The 25,790-nt window shown below is 49.7% G+C and carries 15 protein-coding genes and 2 pseudogenes; 9 read left to right on the forward strand and 8 right to left on the reverse strand.

Annotated features, from left to right (window positions below; all coding sequences use genetic code 11):
* Positions 1–13 precede the first annotated feature (13 nt).
* From CRI63_RS15560 to CRI63_RS15575, 4 genes and pseudogenes are all read left to right on the forward strand, one after another.
* The gene (locus CRI63_RS15560) at positions 14–229 is read left to right on the forward strand and encodes a zinc ribbon domain-containing protein (protein WP_130214607.1); all 216 of its coding nucleotides are present in this window, start codon (positions 14–16) and stop codon (positions 227–229) included.
* Between the two features lie 209 nt (positions 230–438).
* A pseudogene (gene sinH / locus CRI63_RS15565) lies at positions 439–2,620 on the forward strand (intimin-like inverse autotransporter SinH).
* A 36-nt stretch (positions 2,621–2,656) separates the two neighbouring features.
* Positions 2,657–3,622, forward strand: a complete 966-nt coding sequence (locus CRI63_RS15570) for a SinI family autotransporter-associated protein (protein WP_135520029.1) — start codon at positions 2,657–2,659, stop codon at positions 3,620–3,622.
* A gap of 116 nt (positions 3,623–3,738) precedes the next feature.
* Positions 3,739–10,216, forward strand: a pseudogene (locus CRI63_RS15575) (DUF823 domain-containing adhesin).
* 109 nt (positions 10,217–10,325) lie between these two features.
* On the opposite strand, the gene xseA reads toward CRI63_RS15575, so the two are convergent.
* Positions 10,326–11,711 carry an exodeoxyribonuclease VII large subunit gene (gene xseA / locus CRI63_RS15580; RefSeq protein WP_135520030.1) on the reverse strand — a complete coding sequence of 462 codons (1,386 nt, stop codon included), beginning with the start codon at positions 11,709–11,711 and terminating at the stop codon, positions 10,326–10,328.
* Positions 11,712–11,872: 161 nt separating this feature from the next.
* Between xseA and guaB the strand changes: the two genes are divergently transcribed.
* Positions 11,873–13,339 (forward strand): IMP dehydrogenase, encoded by a 1,467-nt coding sequence (gene guaB / locus CRI63_RS15585; RefSeq protein ID WP_001296289.1) that lies wholly within the window; start codon positions 11,873–11,875, stop codon positions 13,337–13,339.
* Positions 13,340–13,407: 68 nt separating this feature from the next.
* Entirely contained in the window at positions 13,408–14,985 is a 1,578-nt protein-coding gene (gene guaA, locus CRI63_RS15590) for a glutamine-hydrolyzing GMP synthase (protein ID WP_135520031.1), read from the forward strand.
* A 132-nt stretch (positions 14,986–15,117) separates the two neighbouring features.
* Here the strand turns inward: guaA and CRI63_RS15595 are convergent, their stop codons facing one another.
* The 3 genes from CRI63_RS15595 to CRI63_RS15605 all read right to left on the reverse strand — a co-directional run bounded on the left by CRI63_RS15595 (position 15,118) and on the right by CRI63_RS15605 (position 16,694).
* Positions 15,118–15,657: a DUF5384 family protein gene (locus CRI63_RS15595; RefSeq protein WP_130214597.1), complete on the reverse strand. Its 540-nt coding sequence runs from the start codon at positions 15,655–15,657 to the stop codon at positions 15,118–15,120.
* Positions 15,658–15,672: 15 nt separating this feature from the next.
* Positions 15,673–16,191: a glycine zipper 2TM domain-containing protein gene (locus CRI63_RS15600; RefSeq protein ID WP_165383134.1), complete on the reverse strand. Its 519-nt coding sequence runs from the start codon at positions 16,189–16,191 to the stop codon at positions 15,673–15,675.
* A gap of 311 nt (positions 16,192–16,502) precedes the next feature.
* Positions 16,503–16,694: a YfgG family protein gene (locus CRI63_RS15605; RefSeq protein WP_165382789.1), complete on the reverse strand. Its 192-nt coding sequence runs from the start codon at positions 16,692–16,694 to the stop codon at positions 16,503–16,505.
* A 64-nt stretch (positions 16,695–16,758) separates the two neighbouring features.
* Here CRI63_RS15605 and CRI63_RS23940 point away from each other — a divergent pair, with 64 nt between their 5' ends.
* Both CRI63_RS23940 and CRI63_RS15610 read left to right on the forward strand, forming a co-directional pair.
* Complete coding sequence (locus tag CRI63_RS23940; protein WP_167852316.1) at positions 16,759–16,863, forward strand: hypothetical protein; 105 nt, start codon at positions 16,759–16,761, stop codon at positions 16,861–16,863.
* A 181-nt stretch (positions 16,864–17,044) separates the two neighbouring features.
* Positions 17,045–19,288: a sensor domain-containing phosphodiesterase gene (locus CRI63_RS15610; protein ID WP_135520032.1), complete on the forward strand. Its 2,244-nt coding sequence runs from the start codon at positions 17,045–17,047 to the stop codon at positions 19,286–19,288.
* 44 nt (positions 19,289–19,332) lie between these two features.
* Here CRI63_RS15610 and ppx read toward each other — a convergent pair whose 3' ends face one another.
* The 4 genes from ppx to purM form a co-directional block, all read right to left on the reverse strand.
* Entirely contained in the window at positions 19,333–20,874 is a 1,542-nt protein-coding gene (gene ppx / locus CRI63_RS15615; RefSeq protein WP_135520033.1) for an exopolyphosphatase, read from the reverse strand.
* A 3-nt stretch (positions 20,875–20,877) separates the two neighbouring features.
* Entirely contained in the window at positions 20,878–22,944 is a 2,067-nt protein-coding gene (ppk1, locus tag CRI63_RS15620; RefSeq protein WP_130207473.1) for a polyphosphate kinase 1, read from the reverse strand.
* 172 nt (positions 22,945–23,116) lie between these two features.
* On the reverse strand, positions 23,117–23,755 hold the full coding sequence (gene purN, locus CRI63_RS15625; protein ID WP_135520035.1) for a phosphoribosylglycinamide formyltransferase: 639 nt from the start codon (positions 23,753–23,755) through the stop codon (positions 23,117–23,119).
* Positions 23,755–24,792 (reverse strand): phosphoribosylformylglycinamidine cyclo-ligase, encoded by a 1,038-nt coding sequence (gene purM / locus CRI63_RS15630; protein WP_064526256.1) that lies wholly within the window; start codon positions 24,790–24,792, stop codon positions 23,755–23,757. The genes purN and purM overlap by 1 nt, the downstream gene beginning before the upstream one ends.
* Positions 24,793–25,105: 313 nt before the next feature.
* On the opposite strand from purM, the gene upp reads away from it, so the two are divergent.
* Positions 25,106–25,732, forward strand: coding sequence for a uracil phosphoribosyltransferase (upp, locus tag CRI63_RS15635; protein WP_130207463.1), 627 nt, complete (start codon positions 25,106–25,108; stop codon positions 25,730–25,732).
* Positions 25,733–25,790 lie beyond the last annotated feature (58 nt).

Below are 25,790 nucleotides of genomic sequence, written 5' to 3' on the forward strand. Positions count from 1 at the left end.
ATGAGGATCATTTATGGAACTCAGCTGCCCAGTCTGCCAAAACCCTCTCGAACGTCAAGGCGAGACGGCTCACTGCGTAACTTGCGACAAAGATTTCACCGTCCAGGCACTTTGCCCTGACTGCCACCAACCGTTACAGGTGTTAAAAGCGTGTGGTGCGGTGGATTATTTCTGCCAGCATGGTCACGGTTTAATTTCTAAAACCCGCATTGAATTTGTCATTTCTTAATATCACTGGAATATATGGTTTCGCATCATATATTCCTAATATAAATATTATAATATCCTCTCTATTAGATTAACGACTAATTAAAAATGAGCAAAGTCTCATTGTTATAACTTTAAGACTATGTTTAGCACTTCTGGTGTGCAGTTGCTGCGTTATCTGGAATACAATATTAGACATTATTTTAGAATTAAATTCCCACAGGGAAAAACATGTTGCAATGGATCCGCTATATAACACTAATATTTATCTCCGGTGCTGCTTATGCAGCACCGGAGATAAATATTAATCAAAGCGAATCTTCATTACCTGATCTGGCAAGCGAAGCTGTTCAACAAGAAGAACAAAGTAACAAAGGCAAATCCGTCAAGGAACGTGGTGCCAATTACGTTACCGAGTCCGCCCAGCAGGGCTTCGAGAACCTGACTCCTGAAGCGCTTGAATCCCAGGCAAGAAGCTATCTGCAAGGGCAAATCACATCATCCGCACAGTCTTATATCGAAGGTGCGCTTTCTCCTTATGGTAAAGTTCGTTCTAACCTTTCCATCGGTCAGGATGGCGATCTGGACGGCAGTTCAATCGACTATTTTGTCCCCTGGTATGATAATCAGAGCACGGTCTATTTCAGTCAGTTTTCTGCGCAACGAAAAGAAGAGCGCACGATAGGTAATATAGGTTTAGGCGTAAGACATAATTTTGATAAATGGCTTCTGGGGGGGAATATATTTTATGATTATGATTTCACCCGCGGACATCGCCGTTTAGGCTTAGGAACAGAAGCCTGGACGGATTATTTAAAATTTTCTGGTAACTATTATCATCCGCTTTCAGACTGGAAAGATTCAAAAGATTTTGATTTCTATTTAGAACGACCCGCACGTGGCTGGGATATCCGGGCGGAAGCCTGGTTACCTTCTTATCCGCAGCTGGGGGGCAAAATTGTTTTCGAGCAATATTATGGTGATGAAGTGGCGCTCTTCGGCACCGATAATTTAGAAAAAGATCCCTATGCAGTGACGCTCGGCGTGAACTATCAACCCGTTCCGTTACTGACGGTCGGGACGGACTATAAAGCAGGTACCGGAGATAACAGTGATTTTAGTGTTAACGCCACGATTAACTATCAGTTCGGTGTTCCGCTAAAAGATCAACTGAATAGCGATAATGTCAAAGTCGCTCACTCGCTGATGGGCAGTCGCCATGACTTTGTCGAACGTAATAACTTTATCGTGCTGGAATACAAAGAAAAAGACCCACTTGATGTCACCTTGTGGCTTAAAGCAGACGCCACCAATGAGCACCCGGAATGCGTGATTAAAGACACGCCAGAGGAAGCGGTTGGCCTGGAAAAATGTAAATGGACCATCAACGCGCTGATCAACCACCATTACAAAATTGTCGCCGCCTCGTGGCAGGCGAAAAATAACGCTTCCCGCACGCTGGTCATGCCTGTTGTTAAAGCGAATACCATCACTGAAGGTAACAACAACCACTGGGATCTGGTGCTGCCAGCCTGGCAGTACAGCTCAGATCCCGCCGAACAGGAAAAACTCAATACCTGGCGCGTGCGTCTGGCGCTGGAAGATGAAAAGGGCAACCGGCAAAACTCCGGTGTGGTGGAAATCACCGTGCAGCAGGATCGTAAAATTGAGCTGATCGTCAACAACATCGCAGATGTGCCGGATGAGAACAATCACAGCCACGAAGCCAGCGCCCAGGCAGACGGCGTCGATGGTGTGGTGATGGATCTCGACGTCACTGACAGCTTTGGTGATGACACTGACCGTAACGGCAATGCACTGCCAGAAGATAACCTTTCGCCGCAGCTTTACGATGCGCAGGATAAAAAAGTTACGCTCACCAATAAACCCTGTTCAACCGAGAATCCCTGCGTCTTTATCGCTAAGCAGGATAAAGAAAAAGGCACCGTTACGCTCTCCAGTACGTTACCCGGTACTTACCGCTGGAAAGCGAGAGCCACGCCGTATGACGACAGTAACTATGTTGATGTGACTTTCCTCGGCGCGGGGGGGCAATGATGTTAATGCCTTTATCTACCGTGTATCTGCAACTAACCCTGTCAATCTTATCGGCAATGAGAAAGAGCATTTGCCTGTTGATAATGCCTATCGCTTTGTCTTGTGGCGCGATGTCAACAACGATGGCGTTTTCCAGCAGTCGGAAAAACTGACGGAAGAGGAAATGGCGCAATACGACTACCAGTGGGAGTTTACCGGGCACAGCGTCAATGGCTACACCGGAGCGCAATCGAATACCAGTAATGAAGATATTGTCATCCCTGCTACTAACGAAGAGGCCGTACAGAAATTTGGCGCCCAAAAAGAAGATGGCGTGCAGGGGTATGGATTACGTGTGGTTTACAGCAAGCATTAGATCGGCGTGCTGGATATTAATCAAGGAGATAATTGAATGAACAATCATTTAACGCGGCCGATGACGAAAGTCGCGCTGGCGCTGGCTTTAGCGGGATACTGTGCAGTGCCTGCCGCGATGGCTGAAGGGCAGGGTAATCTCAGGGCGGGTCAGTGGCAGTCAGAATCACAAAGTACCGGCACCATTCAGGGGACCGTGCCGTGGATCACTCGTAGCGCATCAGAAACGAGCGACGCTGATAAATCACATGTCGTTATTGCTATTGACCGTGGCAGCCGCACGGTCACAACGGACGGTGATAAGCAGTTTCATGTGGGTGACACACTGACAGCCAGCTGGGCGATTGGTGATACCCAGGGGGACCTTGATGACAATAACACAGCGACTAAAGCAACCCTCCAGTGGATGAGTTATAGCGACCAGTCAGGCGCGGATCCTAAAGAGATTGGTACCGTAGGGAGCGATACATATACCATCGCGGCTACGGATGCTGATCGATACATAGGCTTGAAGATCACGCCAACCACGACAACCGGTGATCCGAACGTTGCGGACCAGGTTGTGATGCTTGACCTCTCCACCAATGCAGGCGGTGGTTCTGACAGCGATGATATTCCTGAAGGTCCGGTGTTCGATGATGCAGTTCATGTCGTAATTCACGAAAAAGACATCAATACGAATCTATTGGGTAAAGCGACGAAACTCAAAACGAATACCACCTATCAAGTCATGTTGTGGAAAGATAAAAACAACAACAGTACTTATGATGCAGGCGAAGAGGTTACCAGCCAGTACAACTATCGCTGGCGCTTTACCGGAACCAGCCTCCAGTTGGGCACAGCCGGTGGTCTTGTTAATCCGACTTATAACAACAGCGACCTGGTTATCCCTGTTACCAATGCCGAAGCGAAAACCGCGTTCGATTTTGCCGGAAGTGGCGTTGTCCTCGGCAACGATGGTGTCCAGGGCTACGGCTTATCTATCGACTACCAGAGAAAATAATCGTTACCAGCACCATTCCCGTAAGGGAATGGTGCTTTTCCGCGCACTTTGCTTAGCCAGCGTTAAGCAAAGTGGGTTGAGGTGAAAACGAAACTTTAAACGGGCAGGTTTCAATCATGGGTGGGACTTTGAAACTGATAAAAGCGATAACGGCGGTTTTAATGCTATCTCTGATTGCGCCTGCAGCGGCGGCCTTAAAAGGCGGGCAGTGGCAGCAATCAGATGCTTCAACCGATGCTATTAACGGTACTCCTCCCATAGCAGACAGCGCCAGCGTGCCCGTTTATCAGGGCAGCGTCCAGCTTGATCCCGCCAAAGAGCATGATGTCGCCAGTGCTGCGACCCCGAGTAGCTTCAGCGTTGACGCCAGCGCGACCAGTATGATGTTAATTAACCCGAGCGACACCGAAGGCGACATGTTCAATAACCCGCCATTGCTGCGCTGGCAAAACCAGACGTTGCCTGCCGTCTCGCTGGTCTGGGCAGAGGCTGCCACACCTGATGTGCCACTTAATCCACAACCTCGCCCCGATCGCTCCTTCTGCGCACAAAACCTTGCGGGACATAAGCTGGTGGCGATCCCGCAGTTTGACCCTAAAGAAACGCTCCCGACGCTGAATCTCTTTACCTTTACCGGCGTGCCGAATCAGGGCGCGGTATTGCTCAATGAAAAGCAGGTTACGCTCAATATTGCCCCAGCCCAGGGCGATTTAGTGACGGTGAACGCCAGCGGTTTTGATGATTCGCTAAAGGCAGCAAAAACCACCGTCGGCAGTTCAATAACCTTAACAGTCACCACTAAAAACTGTGAGGGTAACCTGGCAGGAAAGATTCCCTTTGTTATTAAACGGAAAGACGCCTTAAACCGACAGGGGGCGACAAATAATAACGATCCGGTCATCCTGGACAGCACGGAACTTACCACTACGTCGACGGAGTATCGCGGTACGACGGATGTCAACGGTACTGCGACCATCACCGTAACTCAGCCTGCGGGGCCGGGGGTGAAAACGCCGCTGGTGGTCAGCCTGCCGGGAATTACTCAAACCAGCGAAACGGCAGTTATTTTTACCGTATTCACCAGCCCTGACGTACCGCAGGCCAATATGTGGGGGCATATGGCGGATACGCTGAAAGCCCAGCAATACACCTTCAGTCGCCCGAAACTGGCAGCGGAAGTGAGTAATGAGGATGGCACAGTTGGTGACCATAACGAAACCTGGTCAACCTTCAGCTGGAGTGGGGCCGATAACCATTGCGAGATTCTGCCGGGAATGCGCCAGTTTGGCGCGATGGCAACGGTGGTTCCGACTTCAATCCAGGAGGTTGCCGGCTGGCCAATGCAGGGGGATTATTACTGGTCGTCGCTGGCGGGGACAACCGGGCAGCACCATGCGGCAGATGTCTCCAATCGCAGCGAGTCGCAAATGTCAGACAGTGCCCGGTTTCTGGTCAGTTGTGTCGATAAAGAAGCGCCTGATGTGGAGCCGAAAATTGTCCTGACGCCTGCAAATTTTGACGATACGGCGCAGGCGATGAAAGCACATGTTGGCGAGAACGCAGTCATGCGTCTGACCATCACTGACAGTAAAAATAACGATCAGCCGTTAGCCTATTACTATTTTTCCCTGCATCTGGATGATGGTATTAACCGTAAGAATCAATCTGATCCTGCCTGGGAAGCGCATCCGGTACAAATAGCTGGTGGTGCAAATTTGCGACAGGTCGATGCGCATAATTATGAAGGCATTACAGATGCCAATGGCCAGGCCACACTGACGCTAAGCCAGCCCGATGGTGTTGGCGTAAAAACGCATCTTACGGCGGCTATGCGCAGTAATTACAGCGCAACGGATGCCAAAGATGTCATCTTCACTGTTGTCACCAGCCCGGACAGTGAGTATGCCCGCATGTGGGGACATATGAGTAAAGGTATTATCGAAGCTGGTAATCTCTACAAACGTCCGCGGTTAGCGGATGAAACGACCCATGAAATCGGTTCGGTGCGTGAAAATAACGAAGACTGGGCGCTATTTGACCAGAAAACCAGCATGCAAGCGGAATGTGGCGTGGGACATATTCCGTCGCAAATCTCGCTGGAGAGTTTATATGCAGGCCACCAGGGTAACACTATCGGCACGGAGTTCGGATGGCCAACGGTAAACTACGATTATCTCTCTGCGGCACAGTTGCCTGATACACACACATCTGTTGATCTGGCGACGGGGAACGTCGACACCTATTCGGGTTTTAAACCAAATTATCTTACCTGTTCGGCGAACGAACTGGTGGCACACGTGGTAGTGAATACTGACAGAGATATTTCGCCGGATTCGCAGCTTGCTAAAGCGAAAGTGGGGGAGAAAATCACCATGACGGTACATACCGTCAATGGGGTTAATAATAATGCCCCTGTTCCTTATGCCGCTTTTACGATTACCAAAGATATTAGTCTGAACCGTGAAGAGCTATCAACCGGCTATACCGATCCTACCTCTGGGGCAATTACGCTGAACGGTATGCAATATGGCACTGCGCAGTCTTCAATGATTTACTCCGGTATTACAGACGCACGGGGCGTGGCGACGGTCGTTATTGAGCAGCCACAGGGGGTAGGCTTAAAAACCAAACTCATCGTTACCCCCACCAATTCCGCACTGCCAAACACGGTAAACTACTATGTGATTTTTACTGTACCTACCAGCCCCGATGTAACGGGGGCGAAAATGTGGGGACATATGGATGACACGATAAAAGTTGACTCTATGACCTTTACTCGCCCGAAATTAATCTCTGAAGTGAGCGGCGGGCAGAGATCGCAGGCTGAAAATAACGAAGAGTGGGTGCGCGTGGCGCAGACGGATATCGAAAACACCGCTGCCGGAGGCTGTGAAATAAATAAAGTTCCGCGTAGGACGCAACTGGCTGCGCTGTATGCAGCCAACAGCAACAACGCGATTCAGACCGTTCACGGATGGCCAACTCAGGACGAAGAGTACTGGAGCAGCACGCCCGCTGATAAAGTGCCGCATCTCTACGCCAACTGGTTGAATGACGGCAGGGTGGTGAATAACAACGAGTTGCCCATTTATCTGAGCTGCCTGACCACGGCGAACCCTTCAGCCAGCAGTATTACTCTGGAGGCAGTAGATCAGGCGCAATGGACCAGCGCTCTGAGTGCCGCGAAACTGAAAAAAGGCGAAACGCTACAGGTGAGGGTGACGATAAAAGATTCGGCAGGCAACCCGATGCCGGATATGCCGTTTACCCTCGGGCGCGGCGATGGCTATACCCGTTCCGGCGAGCGCCATACGGCAGGCAGTGGCGATGGCATCGTTTCTTCCGTGGTTGTCGATGGCGGTCAGCCTGATGAAGTGACGCTAAACGATACCACTACCGTTTATACCGGTATGACTGGCAGCGACGGCAGCAAAATTCTCAATATTACTCGCCCGGATACTCACGGTACCAAAACGACGCTCACCGCCGCGCTCTACTCCGAACCGACCAAAAAAGCGACGCTAGATACCATCTTCACCGTGGTCACCAGCCCGGATAGCGCAAAAGCCAAAATGTGGGGGCATATGCCAGAAACGCTGGAGGCTGGAGGGTTAACCTTTAAACGCCCACTGTTGTTCGCTGAGTTAACTGGTAGCCCTGCGGCAAAACGCAAATCGCCTGAAGAAGATAATGAATTCTGGGCCATGTTTACCGAAGCTCAGGCAGGAAATACCAAAAATAATGGCTGCGGCGTTGACTATATTCCTTCTCATTCCGCACTGGTTGCGCTCTCCGGCAGTTGGCATGGACATGAAGTTGATGGCTGGCCAGTGCTGAAAAATTATGATTCCAGCACACCGGATGAGAAGAGCAACAGCGATCGTAAATATAAAAGCGTGAAACTGAATGACGGCACCAGTAGTAGCCTGGCGTCAGCCGATATGGGGTATCTGACCTGTCAGACGACGGCCAATTCAGTGGCGAGCGCCATCGAATTGAGTTCAGCCCAGACGGCGAAATATGATGGTTTTGAAGCAGTAAAAGTCAGAACCAACTACACAAAGACTGGCGATCTGATCACCATGACGGTGACAACGCGCGATGCCCAGGGGAATCCTAAAGGTGATGTGCCGATTACCCTGAATCATGCTATCACGGAACCTCGTATTTCTAATTCGACTAATAAAAGCAAAATCACCAATCAGGGATCACTGATTTATATACACGATAGCTACAATAATCCCAGTATCTATCTCGACAACGGTGAGAAGTACTACAGCATGACCGACGGCGAGGGTACGCTCACTCTGACTTTCTGGCAGCAGTATCAAGGCCAGGGGACGCGTATCCCACTAACAGCAGAAATCGATGACGGCCGAGGAATAACGTCGAACACCCTGAGTGCGATTTTCACCACCGTGACCAGCCCGGATACGCCAGATGCGAACTTCTGGGGGAATATGCCGGAAACCTTAACCGCGCAAAACGGCAAGGTCTTTCACCGTCCGTTGTTAAAAGTGGAAGCCGGATCTTCGGCTTCAGCAACCATCAATAACGAGAACTGGCAGCGGCTCACTATTAACAATGCGCTGAGTGGCGCACAGGGCGGATGTAAAGATAAGCTTCCTACTATCAACGATTTGCAATCATTATATGAAGCATATCCCTCAGGAGCGATAGAGTCAGAACAGGGCTGGCCGCTGGATAAATCCGCGCCTTCGAAACCGTTTTTCTGGTCGCGTACGGTCTCTTCGAGTGCAAGCTCGACCAGTCCTTCCTATAACTTTATCGATCTCAGGGCAGGGCTCGTTGGGCTGATAAGTTACACCTCTTCTGAGACGTATTCTCAGACCTGTCTGAACGAAGCTGAATCGGTGGGTAATATTACCCTGTCCGTCGCCCCGGAAAATTGGGACAGCGCGCAGTCTGCCGGAAAGGCGCATAAGGGGATGCCGATTTCTCTGACAATCAAGGTTACGCTCGCCGATGGATCGCCTGCGCCATATGAGTCGGTGGGCATTATGCGCGGCGTCAGTAAAAACCGCCAGGGGGCGGATGCCACCAGTAGCGCTAACACCGATGATTTAGTATTTGATACCTTCGCCCCGGCGCAGTCTATGCAGAATGCCACCATGAACGGGCAGAGCAATGAGAGTTATTTGTTTATTCAGACTGATGCACAGGGGCAGGCAACGCTGAATCTCCACCAGGACAACTCGAACGGGTTGAAAACGCCGATAAGCGCCACGGCAATGGGTAGCAGTGCGAGGCCAACCGCCTCGGTTGACGTGATTTTCAGCGTCGTCACCAGCCCGGATACTCCGAAGGCAAACATGTGGGGCCATATGCCGGAAACGGTGAGCGGCGCAGACGGTACAGAGTTTGAGCGGCCAAAACTGTTGGCTGAATTAGGCGCAACCACTGGCGGAGGTATGAATGTCAGTGCGGTGAAATATAATAATGAAGACTGGCCTGCGCTCTATTCGATAGGACAAAGAAGTAACCCCGATGTTGACCCGTGTGAAGATGCGCGCCATCCGTCGCTGGATGAACTTGAATCGTTATACGATCGCTATCCGAATGGCAGCATCGTGGACGCGATTGGCTGGCCGGTGAAACAGGGTGGCTATGCGTGGTGGACCAACGCCACCTGTCCTCCGAAGCCCGGTACGAATGCTTGCGAGTCAATTGATCTGTATACGGAGCAATTGCCTACGAATAAATCTCGCGCCTTCCAGGCGTGCCTGGTGCATCCGCACGTTTCCGTATCGAACGTGACGCTCACATCGACGGCGTTTGATGCCGGTTATCAGGCGGCGGTCGTGAAAAAAAGGCGAGGCGATGCCGTTGACCGTGACGGTCAAAGACGGCGCCGGGAAACCGGTGCCGAACGTGGCCTTTACCCTGAAACGCGGCGATGCTTCGCCGCGTAATACGGGGGCGACGTTGTATGGTAATGTGGCAGCAATGGATGATATTACCATTCAGTCATCATCAGGAGCGGCTACCCTGTTAGCTGCCAGTGGGGACAAGATCAGTGGCGTGACGGGGGCAGACGGCACGGCAAGCTTTACGGTTCGCCAGGATAATACGCCAGGTTATAAAACACCACTAACGGTAACACTGGATGAGTACCCAACATTGACAGCAACGATGGACACTATTTTCACCGTATTAACCAGTCCCAATGTTTCTTCTGCGCACTTCTGGGGACACATGGCAGACACGGTAGTGGTGAAAGGTAAAACATTACATCGACCATTGCTGTTGACTGAGTTACCTACAGGTGCACAGGCCGCTGGAACACCTAATATCAATAACGAAACGTGGGGGCTGGCTCATGTTGTGGATTCAGTAAAATGGGATATTCAGAAACAGTGCGGTAGTATGAACAGTGCGCCGACATATAACGAGCTAAGCGCGTTATCTGACAGTTTTAATTCGTTAGGGTGGCCCTCATCTCCTAAAGACTTCCCATATTTTTCAACCGATCGAGCCGGGGTGTTGTATTGTGGCATGTTTGAACAAAATGGTACCCAGGATTGCGGTATTGAGGCGAGTAAAACACCGGGGTTTGCTACCTGTTTCCAGTGACGATCATGCGGGTATGGCGTTAGTGAGTCGGCCGGATAAGGTGTTTACGCCGCATCAGGTATGTGCCGGGAGCCAGCGCCGGATGCGATGCTTACGCATCTTATCCGGCCTACGAGGTCTTACGGATTAGCCTTTTTTTGCGTGGCTTGCGGGTTTTCGTCACGTCGCTCACTACGCTTACCACAATGCCATCATTTAAACGCGTGGTCATCGTATCGCCCGCTTTCACCTGCTTAACCTGCTTCAGCACCGAGCCATCGGCGGTGCTGGTGACGCTATAACCACGTGCCAGCGTTGACAGTGGGCTGACGGCTTCCAGATGAGTTACCGCGTTACCGAAACGTTCACGCGTGGCGCTAAGCTGTGCGCGCAGGGTTTCTGCTAAACGATGTTCCAGTTGTTGAATGCGTGTTTGCACGCGATGAATCTTCGGCTGTGGATTTTGCTGATTCAGCCGCTGTGTTAATCGCACCTGTTGCTGCCCGGCACGCTTAAGCTGATTTTCCAGCGCAAAGCTCATCCGTTTTTGCAGGCGCTCAAGCATGGTTTGCTGGCGTGCCAGCCGGAGCTGCGGATGCTGTTGCTGTAATCGGTGATGAATCTGCGTAAAGCGACGCGTACGGTTGGAGAGATAATAATCCATCGCCATCTCCAGCCGTTGACGGGCCGATTGCACCTGGCGCAGTAACTCTCGCTGATTACGGCTCACCACTTCGGCGGCAGCCGACGGCGTTGGCGCACGTAGATCAGCAACAAAGTCGGCAATGGTCACATCGGTTTCATGCCCGACGGCGCTGACGACCGGAATGCGGCTGGCAAAAATCGCCCGCGCCACGCGTTCGTCGTTAAAGCTCCATAAATCTTCCAGCGAACCGCCGCCGCGCCCGACGATCAACACATCGCACTCGTTGCGCTTATTCGCTAGTTCAATGGCGCGAACAATTTGCCCCGGCGCATCATCGCCCTGAACGGCAGTGGGGTAGATGATCACCGGCAGAGACGGATCGCGACGTTTTAACACATGCAAAATATCATGTAGCGCAGCACCGGTTTTTGAGGTGATCACACCAACGCAATGCGCAGGGGAGGGAAGTGATTTTTTGTATTGCTGATCGAACAAACCTTCAGCCTGCAATTTCGCTTTGAGCTGTTCGTAATTCTGTTGCAGCAACCCTTCACCGGCCGGCTGCATACTTTCTACGATAATCTGGTAGTCGCCGCGCGGCTCATAGAGCGTAATGTTGGCGCGAACTAAAACCTGTTGCCCGTGCTGCGGGCGAAAGGTGACCCGGCGGTTGCTGTTGCGGAACATCGCGCAGCGTACCTGGGCGGTATCGTCTTTAAGCGTAAAGTACCAATGACCGGAAGCCGGTTGCGTGAAATTAGAAATTTCGCCGCTGATCCACACTTGCCCCATCTCCTGCTCAAGCAGCAAACGGACGGTCTGATTCAGGCGACTAACCGTAAAAATTGCGGGGGATTGAGATGGTAACATGTGAGCGAGATCAAATTCTAAATCAGCAGGTTATTCAATCGATAGTAACGTGCTGACCGGGGAGCGCAAGCATTATTTGCAAAAAGGGGTAGATGCAATCGGTTACGCTCTGTATAATGCCGCGGCAATATTTATTAACCACTCTGGTCGAGATATTGCCCATGCTACGTATCGCTAAAGAAGCTCTGACGTTTGACGACGTTCTCCTCGTTCCTGCTCATTCTACCGTTCTGCCGAATACTGCTGACCTCAGCACCCAGCTGACGAAAACCATTCGTCTGAATATCCCTATGCTTTCCGCAGCAATGGATACCGTAACGGAAGCGCGCCTGGCTATTGCTCTGGCTCAGGAAGGTGGTATCGGCTTTATCCACAAAAACATGTCCATTGAACGCCAGGCTGAAGAAGTTCGCCGTGTGAAAAAACACGAATCTGGTGTGGTGACTGACCCGCAGACTGTTCTGCCAACCACGACGCTGCGCGAAGTGAAAGAACTGACTGAACGTAACGGTTTTGCGGGCTACCCGGTTGTTACCGAAGAAAACGAACTGGTCGGTATCATCACTGGTCGTGACGTGCGTTTTGTGACCGACCTGAGCCAGCCGGTTAGCGTTTACATGACGCCGAAAGAGCGTCTGGTAACTGTGCGTGAAGGCGAAGCCCGTGAAGTTGTGCTGGCAAAAATGCACGAAAAACGCGTTGAAAAGGCGCTGGTGGTTGATGATGAATTCCACCTGATCGGCATGATCACCGTGAAAGATTTCCAGAAAGCAGAACGTAAACCGAACGCCTGTAAAGATGAACAAGGTCGTCTGCGTGTTGGTGCTGCGGTTGGCGCGGGTGCGGGTAACGAAGAGCGTGTTGACGCGCTGGTTGCCGCAGGCGTTGACGTTCTGCTGATCGACTCCTCTCACGGTCACTCAGAAGGTGTACTGCAACGTATCCGTGAAACCCGTGCTAAATATCCTGATCTGCAAATCATTGGCGGCAACGTGGCAACAGCTGCGGGCGCTCGCGCTCTGGCAGAAGCCGGTTGCAGCGCGGTTAAAGTCGGTATCGGCCCAGGTTCAATTTGTACTACCCGTATTGTTACTGGTGTCGGTGTTCCGCAGATCACTGCTGTTGCTGACGCAGTTGAAGCGCTGGAAGGCACCGGTATTCCGGTTATTGCTGACGGTGGTATTCGCTTCTCCGGCGATATCGCTAAAGCTATCGCTGCTGGCGCAAGCGCGGTGATGGTCGGCTCCATGCTGGCAGGTACTGAAGAATCTCCGGGTGAAATCGAACTCTACCAGGGCCGTTCTTACAAATCTTACCGTGGTATGGGTTCCCTGGGCGCGATGTCCAAAGGTTCCTCTGACCGTTATTTCCAGAGCGATAACGCTGCCGACAAACTGGTGCCGGAAGGTATCGAAGGTCGCGTAGCCTACAAAGGTCGTCTGAAAGAGATCATTCACCAGCAGATGGGCGGCCTGCGCTCCTGTATGGGCCTGACTGGCTGTGGTACTATCGACGAACTGCGTACTAAAGCGGAGTTTGTACGTATCAGCGGTGCGGGTATTCAGGAAAGCCACGTTCACGACGTGACCATCACCAAAGAGTCCCCGAACTACCGTCTGGGCTCCTGATTCTCTTCGCCCGACTTCATGTCGGGCGATTTATATTATCTGTTTCACTTGCCTCGGAATAAGCGTCAATGACGGAAAACATTCATAAGCATCGCATCCTCATTCTGGACTTCGGTTCCCAGTATACTCAACTGGTTGCGCGCCGCGTGCGTGAGCTGGGCGTTTACTGCGAACTGTGGGCGTGGGATGTGACAGAAGCACAAATTCGTGACTTCAATCCAAGCGGCATTATTCTTTCCGGCGGCCCGGAAAGTACCACCGAAGAAAACAGCCCGCGTGCGCCGCAGTATGTCTTTGAAGCAGGCGTACCGGTATTCGGCGTTTGCTATGGCATGCAGACCATGGCAATGCAGTTGGGCGGTCACGTTGAGGCCTCTAACGAACGTGAATTTGGCTACGCGCAGGTTGAAGTCGTAAACGACAGCGCACTGGTTCGCGGTATCGAAGATGCTCTGACCGCAGACGGTAAACCGCTGTTGGACGTCTGGATGAGCCACGGCGATAAAGTTACCGCTATCCCGTCCGACTTCGTCACCGTTGCCAGCACCGAAAACTGCCCGTTTGCCATTATGGCCAACGAAGAAAAACGCTTCTACGGCGTGCAGTTCCATCCGGAAGTGACTCACACCCGTCAGGGCATGCGTATGCTGGAGCGTTTTGTACTGGATATCTGTCAGTGTGAAGCCCTGTGGACGCCAGCAAAAATTATCGACGACGCCGTAGCCCGCATCCGCGAGCAGGTGGGCGACGATAAAGTCATCCTCGGCCTTTCTGGTGGCGTGGATTCCTCCGTAACCGCAATGCTGCTGCACCGCGCTATCGGTAAAAACCTGACTTGCGTATTCGTCGACAACGGCCTGCTGCGTCTCAACGAAGCAGAGCAGGTTCTGGATATGTTTGGCGATCACTTTGGTCTGAACATTGTTCACGTTCCGGCAGAAGATCGCTTCCTGTCAGCGCTGGCTGGCGAAAACGATCCAGAAGCAAAACGTAAAATCATCGGTCGCGTTTTCGTTGAAGTATTCGATGAGGAAGCGCTGAAACTGGAAGACGTGAAGTGGCTGGCGCAGGGCACCATCTACCCTGACGTTATCGAATCTGCCGCGTCTGCAACCGGTAAAGCACACGTCATCAAATCTCACCACAACGTTGGTGGCCTGCCGAAAGAGATGAAGATGGGCTTGGTTGAACCGCTGAAAGAGCTGTTCAAAGACGAAGTGCGTAAGATTGGTCTGGAGCTGGGCCTGCCGTACGACATGCTCTACCGTCACCCGTTCCCGGGGCCGGGCCTCGGCGTTCGTGTGCTGGGCGAAGTGAAGAAAGAGTACTGTGACCTGCTGCGCCGTGCTGATGCCATCTTCATCGAAGAATTGCGTAAAGCGGACCTGTACGACAAAGTCAGCCAGGCGTTCACCGTCTTCTTGCCAGTACGTTCCGTTGGCGTAATGGGCGATGGTCGTAAGTATGACTGGGTTGTTTCTCTGCGTGCTGTTGAAACCATCGACTTTATGACCGCACACTGGGCGCACCTGCCGTACGACTTCCTGGGGCGTGTTTCCAACCGCATTATCAATGAAGTGAACGGTATTTCCCGCGTGGTGTATGACATCAGCGGCAAGCCGCCAGCGACTATTGAGTGGGAATGATTTAATTCCTGCACTATGAATGAACAAAACCCTCTGTTGCTACAGAGGGTTTTTTATATTGATGACTAAAGTCAGCAATATAAAAAAGCCTATAATCCTCACGAATCATAGGCTTGAAGTGACTGACATCGATTAGTTAAACCAACTGTCCGATTTATTCTCTTCTGCTTTACCCACGCTTTTCATCAAATCGCGACCACCTTCTGTCACATTCCTGTTAGCGTCAGCTTCAGATTGCACGACATCAGTTTGCGCGGCTTTGTGCTTCAGCTCCTGATCGATAAATTCGTTCTCGCGCTTAACGCGGGCTTCTTCTTTCGCCAGCGCCAGTTTTTGTTTCTGAATCTCTAAGCTGCGCAGCTCATCTTCATAACTTTGATCGCGTTTTTTATCCGCAGTGACTTCGGCGTCGAGTTTATCCTGGCGAGCTTTCTTATCCGCTGCTGCTGCCGCCGCTCTTTTATTGGCGGCGGCCTGAGCGTTTGCGCGCCGTTGTTTCTCTTGCTGAATTTCCCTGTTGCGCTCTGCTACCCATTCGTCATGCTGTCTTTGCTCTTCATTTTTACCTTGCTGTTCAGCTTCAGCGACAGCTGAAAGTTGATCCTGTAATGAAGAGGCGAAAGCCGAGCTACTAACAGCGGCTAAAATGGCGCAAAGAAAAACTTTCTTCATGAGTCCTCCTGATTGCTATCTTTTTTCAGGACATTTTGTGTTTGGCTGAATGCGTGTTTCGTTATACGTAGTGGTAATGACAACGGCTAAACCCGTTGTGAACTGGCACTCTTTACCCACTTGAGTAGAGGTATACACCTTGGTCCCTTCTTTATAGGTTAACGAAACCCCTTCCACTAACGTCTTATCATTCACCATAGAACCTGCAGCCGCACCTACGGCACCGCCGCCAACTGCACCCGCAGTAGTACCTGAATTGCTGCCAGACCCTACGTTATGTCCAATCACACCGCCAGCGACAGCCCCAATCAGTGCGCCAAACGTCTGTGCTGCTCTTTTATTTTCTGAATTATCTACCGCTACTTTCGCAGGTAGAATGGAAATGATATTAACGGTTTTGGTTTCTTGTTTGGTATTCAGTTGATCAGTTTGATAAACATCGGCGGCATGATCGTCAGCATTTGATTGGCATCCTGCCAACATGGATGACGCTAAAATTGCCACAGGCAGAAGACATTTTTTAAATTTCATCACTATTCCTTGTTATAGACTTTACGAAAAACAAGACATTTAAGATCATCGAAAGAGGAAAGTAAATGTATAGACTATGGAGGAATAGATTAAATTTATTTAAATTCATCGAGTAAATAAATATGCGTTAACGCATAATAAAAACATATATATTATGTCTAATATACATTGCATCTTATTGCAGAATGATTCGAAATCAGGACAAAGAGGTAAAATTTAGATAAATAAATGCCTGCCGCTTTGATAACAACAAAGAGCAACCGTGTCTGACAGCATTGAGCCGTCTTGTTCAGTAAAGGTGACGAAGGTAATCGCTAACGTTGTACCGGGGATTCGATAGAGAGTGTGGATTGCTGAGCTTCTTTTTTGCTCTGATGATGCTGCCAGGCGCCAACGGACGAGTAGATAAAGCGGCCAAAGAAGAAGAGAAAGCTGATAAGCAATACGATACGAGTCATGCGACTGTTAAATCGGTGTCGTTTTCGCATACTGGTTGGCTGACTCACAAAGGGTTCCTCAAGGTATGTCCATACCACGGACGGTACTTACATTAAGGCATACCCAGACGCAATGGTCAATTGTTCATTATGTAAAAAAGCGTTAGCTGATACATGTTTTAATGTTATGGGAGTTAATTTAATTATTTACAACAATGATGTAATAATGACGAGCTAACATTATAAACGTAATAATTCATTAATTAGGGTAATTTTGTTTGATATATATCAATTGGAACTTTCATATGACACTTAAAATCAATGCTCCTTAATAGCGATGAATAATCATCCATCGAAGTCAGGTGGGATGCCTGTCTGAATACACCCTTTCAGGATGTAGGGGGTTCTGCTGAGCATCTATGAAATTGAATGCAACTTATATAAATATACGTGATAAATGGTGGGGGCTTCCGCTGATCCTGCCGTCTATAATCTTGCCTGTTTTCGCCCATATAAATACTTTCGCACATATTTCTTCTGGTGAAGTTTTTCTCTTTTATCTGCCGCTTGCGCTGATGATCAGCATGATGATGTTTTTTAGCTGGGCAGCATTACCGGGTATTGCTTTAGGGATTTTTGTTCGTAAGTATGCCGAGCTTGGTTTTTATGAAACGATCTCGTTAACGGTTAATTTCATTATCATTATTATTCTTTGTTGGGGGGGCTATAAGGTGTTTACGCCCCGGCGTAACAACGTTTCACATGGTGATACCCGCTTAATTTCCCAGCGCATTTTTTGGCAGATTGTTTTCCCTGCAACGTTGTTTCTGGTGCTCTTCCAGTTTGCTGCGTTTGTAGGTTTACTGGCGAGCAGAACAAATCTGGTTGGCGTCATGCCCTTTAATCTGGGAACCTTAATCAATTACCAGGCCTTGCTGGTGGGTAATCTGATAGGCGTTCCGCTTTGCTACTTCATCATTCGTTCTGCACGAAATCCATTTTATTTGCGAAGTTATTATTCTCAATTAAAACAACAGATTGACAGTAAAGTTACAAAAAAAGAGTTCGCGCTGTGGTTGCTTGCTCTGGGCGCATTGTTATTTCTGCTATGTATGCCTTTAAATGAAAAAAGCACAATTTTCAGCACCAACTATACCTTGTCGTTATTGCTGCCGCTGATGATGTGGGGAGCGATGCGTTATGGCTACAAGCTGATCTCGTTGCTCTGGGCAATAGTGCTGATGATCAGTATCCATAGCTACCAGAATTATATTCCCCTTTATCATGGGTATACCACTCAACTAACCATAACCTCCTCCAGCTATCTGGTATTTTCTTTTATCGTCAATTACATGGCTGTTCTGGCAACGCGTCAACGAGCGGTGACCAGACGCATTCAGCGGCTGGCTTATGTGGACCCGGTTGTTCATCTGCCGAATGTTCGCGCTTTGAATCGCGCGCTGCGTGATGCGCCCTGGTCCGCGCTATGTTTTTTACGCATTCCCGGTATGGAAATGCTGGTAAAGAACTATGGCATCATGCTGCGTATCCAATACAAACAAAAGCTTTCACATTGGCTGGCACCTTTACTGGAACCCGGAGAAGACGTTTATCAGCTTTCTGGCAATGATCTCGCGCTGCGACTGAATACAGAGTCTCACCAGGAGCGCATTATCGCATTGGATAACCATCTTAAGCAGTTTCGTTTCTTTTGGGATGATATGCCATTGCAACCACAGATTGGTGTCAGCTATTGCTATGTCCGTTCGCCAGTGAATCATATTTATTTGCTGTTAGGTGAGCTAAGTACGGTTGCTGAACTCTCTATAGTGACTAATGCCCCGGAAAATATGCAGCGTCGCGGAGCAATGTATCTGCAACGAGAATTAAAAGACAAAGTGGCAATGATGAATCGGCTACAGCAGGCGCTTGAGCACGACGATTTTTGCCTTATGGCCCAGCCAATTATTGGAGTGCGCGGCGATGTCTATCATGAAATTTTGCTGCGTATGAGAGGGGAGAATGATGAACTCATCAATCCTGATAATTTCTTGCCGGTTGCGCATGAATTTGGCTTATCGTCCAGTATCGACATGTGGGTCATCGAACATACATTGCAGTTTATGGGGGAAAATAAAGAGAAAATGCCCGCCCAACGATTTGCGATTAATTTGTCGCCAACTTCAGTTTGTCAGGCTCGCTTTCCTGTTAAAATGAGTAAGTTATTGGCGAAATACCAAATAGAGGCGTGGCAGCTTATCTTTGAAGTCACCGAAAGTAATGCCCTTACCAATGTTAAGCAGGCACAGAACACGTTACAACATCTGCAGGAGTTAGGATGCCAGATTGCTATTGATGATTTCGGTACCGGATACGCAAGCTATGCACGGCTAAAAAATGTGAATGCCAATTTATTAAAAATTGATGGCAGCTTCATCCGTAATATTGCCTCGAATAGCCTGGATTACCAGATAGTGGCATCGATTTGTCATCTGGCACGAATGAAGAAAATGCAAGTGGTTGCGGAGTATGTTGAAAATGAAGAGATTCGCAAAGCCGTACACTCTTTGGGTATTGATTACCTGCAAGGCTCTTTGATTGGTGAACCGCAGCCGTTAATTGCGATTACGGCTGAAGGAGAACCTGTTCGAGAAAGCGCGTAATTCATTTGGGCCAACGCAACAGATTGGCCCGTTTTCATTTCATATTAAGCCGCGATTTCCGGCGTGCTTTCTTCTTCAATTTTTAACCGCCAGCCACTCACGCCTTCCCAGTATTCTTGCTCCTTTTCCAGATCAAGCAGTACCAGCGCGTTCTGGCTAAACCAGTCATGTGGAAAACGTAGCGTCCAGTGGCTGTCATCAGTAATCAGAGTTAATGTCGGCGGTGTCGTGGTTGCCTGACGTTGATTATTAAGTAATACGCCAAGGCGCAACAGCTGAATTAACGGCAGGAACTGTTTTTTCTTAAACAGCGTAAAGCGCGGCAGATCGTCGAGCTTAATCGCTTTACGATGATAACGCACCAGTGTCGCCATCATCAGTTGTTGTTCCTGATTGAATCCTGGCAAGTCGCTGTTTTGCAGGATATACGCCGAATGGCGATGAAGGCCACTATGATTAATGCTTAATCCGACTTCATGCAGCATGGCGGCCCAGCGTAGTAATGCTTCCAGTTGTGGATGCGCCATCTTCGGTTGCTGATCCCGCCATTGTTCGTACATTTGCATAGTTGTGTCGAGCACCCGTCGGGCCTGTTCACTGTCAATGTGATACTGGTTGGCCAGACTGCTGGCGGTGCGGCTACGCACATCCTGATGGCGGAAACGTCCTTCCATTTCATACAAAACGCCTTCACGCAGCGCCCCGTCAGAAAGCCGCAGTTCACGAATGGCTAATGCATCAAATACACCGCACAAAATAGCCAGACCAGGAACAAAAACCGTTTTCCGTTCTTCCGACAGACCCGGCAAACTTAACGCCGAGAAATTACGATGACGCAATACTTCTTTCACCAGTTTATCGAGGCGCTCTGGTGTAATGATGCCGTCTTTCTCGCCCATTTCCAGCAACACTTCATGGGCGGCTTTAATGGTGCCGGAAGCCCCCATTGCAACGTTCCAACCCTGAATACGGAATTGCCAGGTTAATGTTTCCAGTTTTTGTGCAGCCGCCATGCGTGCGCGCTGAAAATTCTCTTTATTGATGACCCCGCCCGGAAAATAAAGCTGGGCAAAGCTAACGCAACCCATCCGGCGGCTTTCGACGAGAATCGGTTCGAAATTTTCTCCAATTACCAGCTCCGTTGAGCCGCCGCCAATATCAATAACCAGTTTGCGACCTTTTTCCGGCTGGGTATGTTCCACACCCATAAAAATCAGACGAGCTTCTTCGTTGCCGGAAATAATTTCAATCGGATAGGGGATAACCTTTTCGGCGCGTTTCAGAAAATCAGTAGCGTTCAGCGCCTGGCGCAGTGTATGTGTCCCGACAATGCAGACACTAGAAGGAGAGAAACCTTGCAAGCGTTCGGCAAACAGCGACAGACAGCTTAAACCGCGCGTCATCGCCTCCTCACTCAACATATTATCTGGCCCCAGACCATCTGCCAGGTGTACCCGTTGTTTCAGGCGGCCAATAATCTGCATGGCGCCATCCACCACACGGGCAATAACCATGTGGAAACTGTTTGAACCAAGATCGACCGCAGCAAACTCCTGCGGGCGAGGGGATTTGTCGTGTATTGGCATAGGTTATTCTGGTTGTTCGAGTGATTTTATGTAGTCGTAGATCGCCAACTGCGCCCGAACTTTCCGGCGATTACCGCGGGGAACGTAGCGATTACTGAGTTCTTTATCGATATAACGTGCTTTCACCGTATCGCTGAACAGAATATCTACGATATCCAGTACCCGCTGCTTCAGGCGCGGGTCGAGCAGCGGCGTAGCCACTTCAATACGATAATCAATGTTGCGCGTCATCCAGTCGGCGGAAGAAAGGTAAACCTTTTTATCCCCACCATTTTCAAAAATATATACCCGATCATGTTCAAGGTAACGGTCAACAATGCTGATAGCACGAATATTGTCGCTAATGCCTTCCAGATTGGGGATCAGCGAACACATCCCGCGTACCAGCAGATTTACCGGCACGCCGGAACTGGATGCCGCATACAGACGATCGACCAGTCCTTTATCGACAAGGTTATTTAGCTTCAGGGTGATACCGCTGGGCAGCCCTTGCTGCGCGTTGGCGATTTCGCGGTCTACCATTTCATATAACAGACGGCGAGAGTTTTGCGGTGACACCATTAAATAATCAAATGTCACCGGGCGGTATGGGTTTTCAATAAAGTTAAATACCCGCCGTACTTCGTTGGTGATACGCGCATCGGCGGTCAGCAACGAATAGTCAGTATAAAGACGCGCGGTTTTTTCGTTAAAGTTCCCGGTCCCGATGTGTGCGTAACGCACCACTTCACCGTTTTCTTTACGTGAAATCAGGAACAGTTTGGCGTGAATTTTCAGCCCCGGCGCAGAGAAGATAACGTGCACGCCTGCTTCGGTCAGGCGCTTCGCCCAGTGAATGTTAGCTTCTTCGTCAAAACGTGCCTGTAGCTCAACCACCACGGTCACTTTCTTGCCGTTGTGCGCTGCGTGGATCATCGAGTCGATGATGCGTGAATCTTTTGCCACACGGTAAATGTTGATTTTAATCGCCAGCACGCTCGGATCGAACGAGGCCTGACGCAACAGTTCCAGTACGTGCTCAAAGGTGTGATAAGGGTAATAGAGCAGAACATCGCGTTCGCGAATGGCATCAAAACCGTTGCGGAACTGGGCTTTATCAAACCAGATATGGCGTAAACGCGGCAGTGGTTTGTTAACCAGATTCGCTTTGCCGACATTAGGGAAATTAATAAAGTCTTTGAAATTGTGGTAACGGCCGCCAGGGACGATAGAGTCGTAACGAGAAATAGTCAGTTTCTCACGCAACACTTCAACCAGCGCGTTAGGCATATCACGCTGATAAACAAAACGTACCGGCTCTGCGGTTAAACGCTGTTTCAGACTGGAAGACATCAGCTCCATCAGGCTGGCTTCCATCTCGTGTACTAAATCGTATTCGGCGTCGCGGGTCATCTTCATCGAATAAGCATTCAGCGCGTCATAATCAAAGAAGCCTTTGAAGATATCATCAAGGCAGTAACGCAGAATGTTATCCAATAAAATCATTGGTTTGCGTCGACGCGGTGCTTCCGGCGGCAAATTCACAAAGCGCGGAACTTTATCCGATGGGATCTCCAGCAGCGCGTAACGGATGGTATCGCCACGAATAATCTCCACCGCCAGATAGGTATAATCATCTTTCAGAAACTGTACTAAGTCAGTGTCAGGATTGATTAAAATCGGCGTAATGTGCTGGCGCAGATACTGCTTAAAATAATGACGCAGCCAGTTTTGTTGATTAACGGAGAGCTGGCGTTCATTAATCAGGAAAATCTGGTTACGCGCCATCTCCAGTAGCAGTTCATTGTAAAGGCCGTCAAATTCCTGATCGGCTTTCAGCACGCGGGATTGAATTTTGCCCAGCAAATGGCGGGAATGAGAGTTAGAACCTTGTTCTTCGCTAATAATGATACGTCGCTTCAGTTCAGCGAAGCGAACTTTATAGAACTCATCAAGGTTATTGGAATAGATCCCAAGAAAACGCATCCTTTCAATCAGCGGGTTAGATTTGTCCGCCGCTTCCTGAAGCACGCGTTCATTGAACGATAACCAACTGAGCTCTTTCTCGATGTATAGCTTTTCCTGACCCATTACCACTTTTACTCCGTTTTATTCACGGGACACTGCCTGGATATTATGGCGAGCAATGTTGGCAGATGTCCAACTATGCCAGAAAAGGGGGAAAAAAACTGCTGAAGCCTGCGATTTACAGGATAAATGAGAAGCGCCAGCAGTAGCGCTGGCGCTTAAAATATGCGGAAGATTACTCGTCGGCGGCGTAGCCCTGCGGTGGAAGACGCTGATCATCCAGCCACGCGGCGTTTTCATGCATCTTCAGACGACCATCAACAAACCAGCTAATGACCAACGGGTAAATAGCATGTTCCTGAGTTTGCACGCGAGCGGTGATTTCATCTTCCATATCACCGGCAAAAACCGGAACTTTAGCCTGCAAAATCACCGGGCCGCCGTCCAGTTCATCGGTGACGAAATGCACTGATGTACCGTGTTCTTCATCGCCATTTTCCAGCGCCTGACGATGGGTATGCAAACCGGGATATTTTGGTAGCAGGGAAGGGTGAATGTTCAGCAAACGCCCGGCGTAGTGGGAAACAAACGCTGGGCTGAGAATGCGCATAAAACCGGCCAGAACGACTACATCGGGTGCGTACACGTCGATTTCGTGCATCAACTCCCGATCATAGTCTTCCCGACTGTCAAATTGGCTGGCAATAAGCGTATGCGTTGCGATACCTGCTTTGCGGGCGCGCTCAAGGCCGAACGCGTCGGCCTTATTGCTGAAAACTGCCCGTAGGGTGCCTTTAATTTTGTTGGTTTTACAGGCATCAATAATTGCCTGCAAATTACTTCCGTTGCCGGAAATAAGCACCACAATATTCATTATTCGATAACCACGCGTTGTTCGGAATCAGAAGCTTTGATGATACCGATTTTCCACGCGTTTTCACCGTTGGCATTGAGCAGGGCGAGAGCTTTGTCCACTTCCGGAGCAGGCAGGGCGATAACCATCCCGACGCCGCAGTTGAAGGTACGATACATTTCATGGCGGCTGACGTTACCTGCTGTTTGCAACCAGTTGAACACTTCCGGCCACTGCCAGGAGGATTCATCAATCACTGCCTGAGTGTTTTCAGGTAATACGCGAGGAATGTTTTCCCAGAAACCGCCGCCGGTCAGGTGCGCAATGGCGTGAACATCAACCTTTTCAATCAATTCCAGCACTGACTTCACATAAATACGGGTTGGCGCCAGCAGATGATCGGCTAAAGGTTTTCCGTCCAGCTCTGTAGTTTGCGGGTCGCAACCGCTGACTTCGAGAATTTTGCGTACCAGCGAGTAACCGTTCGAGTGCGGGCCGCTGGAGCCGAGCGCAATGAGCACATCGCCGTCGCTAACTTTAGAACCGTCGATGATTTCTGATTTTTCTACCACGCCAACGCAGAAGCCAGCGACATCGTAATCTTCGCCGTGATACATCCCCGGCATTTCTGCCGTTTCGCCACCCACCAGTGAACAGCCCGATTGCAGACAACCTTCCGCGATGCCGCTAATCACCGCTGAAGCGGTATCAACATCCAGTTTTCCGGTTGCGTAATAGTCGAGGAAAAACAGCGGTTCCGCGCCTTGCACCACCAGGTCATTAACGCACATGGCGACCAGATCAATACCAATGGTGTCGTGACGTTTTAAGTCCATCGCCAGACGCAGCTTGGTGCCTACACCGTCAGTGCCGGAAACCAGTACGGGTTCACGATATTTTTGCGGCAATGCACACAGCGCACCGAAGCCGCCCAGACCGCCCATGACTTCCGGACGACGCGTTTTCTTCACTACGCCTTTGATTCTTCCAACCAGAGCATTACCCGCGTCAATATCAACACCGGCATCTTTGTAGCTAAGAGAGGTTTTATCGGTCACTGCTTGGGTCCCCACGCGTTACTTGCGGTAGAAAAATAAAATTCGGCGCAATTCTAACAGGGAAAGCAAACGTTTGCGAGACTGCTTTACATAACCTTTTTCAGCCTACATTGTAGTGAAGTGATGCATAAACAAAGACAATGAATGATTGTTCTGAGCGATATTTGTAATTATTAACCATTTGAATATAAAATAATTTATTATCTAATCGTTGTTGGTTTGTCTAAAGTCAACGAAAATAATATTGCCGCCCTAAAAAAAGGCGGTATAATCCGTCGATTTTTTTTGTGGCTGCCCTCAAAGGAGAAAGAGTATGAAGATCGTGGAAGTCAAACACCCACTCGTCAAACACAAGCTGGGACTGATGCGTGAGCAAGATATCAGCACCAAGCGCTTTCGCGAACTCGCTTCCGAAGTGGGTAGCCTGCTGACTTACGAAGCGACCGCCGACCTCGAAACGGAAAAAGTCACTATCGAAGGTTGGAACGGCCCGGTAGAAATTGACCAGATCAAAGGTAAGAAAATTACCGTGGTGCCAATTCTGCGTGCGGGTCTGGGGATGATGGACGGTGTTCTGGAAAACGTTCCGAGCGCGCGCATCAGCGTAGTCGGTATGTACCGTGATGAAGAAACACTGGAGCCGGTACCGTACTTTCAGAAACTGGTTTCTAACATCGATGAGCGTATGGCGCTGATCGTTGACCCAATGCTGGCAACCGGTGGTTCCGTTATCGCGACCATCGACCTGCTGAAAAAAGCGGGCTGCAGCAGCATTAAAGTGCTGGTGCTGGTGGCTGCGCCAGAAGGTATCGCTGCGCTGGAAAAAGCGCATCCGGACGTCGAGCTGTATACCGCATCGATTGACCAGGGGCTGAATGAGCACGGATACATTATCCCGGGCCTCGGCGATGCTGGTGATAAAATCTTTGGTACGAAATAACGAATAAAAAATAATTAAAGCCGACTTTAAGAGTCGGCTTTTTTTTGAGTAAAGCGCC

It is taken from the genome of Escherichia sp. E2661 (assembly GCF_004745185.1).
Lineage (GTDB): Bacteria > Pseudomonadota > Gammaproteobacteria > Enterobacterales > Enterobacteriaceae > Escherichia.

Bases quoted from the DNA above. Each gene is read 5' to 3' on its own strand.
- upp (WP_130207463.1), top strand. From the start codon at position 25,106: ATGAAGATCGTGGAAGTCAAACACCCACTCGTCAAACACAAGCTGGGA.
- CRI63_RS15570 (WP_135520029.1), top strand. From the start codon at position 2,657: ATGAACAATCATTTAACGCGGCCGATGACGAAAGTCGCGCTGGCGCTG.
- CRI63_RS15610 (WP_135520032.1), top strand. From the start codon at position 17,045: ATGAAATTGAATGCAACTTATATAAATATACGTGATAAATGGTGGGGG.
- guaA (WP_135520031.1), top strand. From the start codon at position 13,408: ATGACGGAAAACATTCATAAGCATCGCATCCTCATTCTGGACTTCGGT.
- CRI63_RS15595 (WP_130214597.1), bottom strand. From the start codon at position 15,657: ATGAAGAAAGTTTTTCTTTGCGCCATTTTAGCCGCTGTTAGTAGCTCG.
- CRI63_RS15560 (WP_130214607.1), top strand. From the start codon at position 14: ATGGAACTCAGCTGCCCAGTCTGCCAAAACCCTCTCGAACGTCAAGGC.
- CRI63_RS23940 (WP_167852316.1), top strand. From the start codon at position 16,759: ATGGTCAATTGTTCATTATGTAAAAAAGCGTTAGCTGATACATGTTTT.
- ppk1 (WP_130207473.1), bottom strand. From the start codon at position 22,944: ATGGGTCAGGAAAAGCTATACATCGAGAAAGAGCTCAGTTGGTTATCG.
- xseA (WP_135520030.1), bottom strand. From the start codon at position 11,711: ATGTTACCATCTCAATCCCCCGCAATTTTTACGGTTAGTCGCCTGAAT.
- purN (WP_135520035.1), bottom strand. From the start codon at position 23,755: ATGAATATTGTGGTGCTTATTTCCGGCAACGGAAGTAATTTGCAGGCA.
- ppx (WP_135520033.1), bottom strand. From the start codon at position 20,874: ATGCCAATACACGACAAATCCCCTCGCCCGCAGGAGTTTGCTGCGGTC.
- guaB (WP_001296289.1), top strand. From the start codon at position 11,873: ATGCTACGTATCGCTAAAGAAGCTCTGACGTTTGACGACGTTCTCCTC.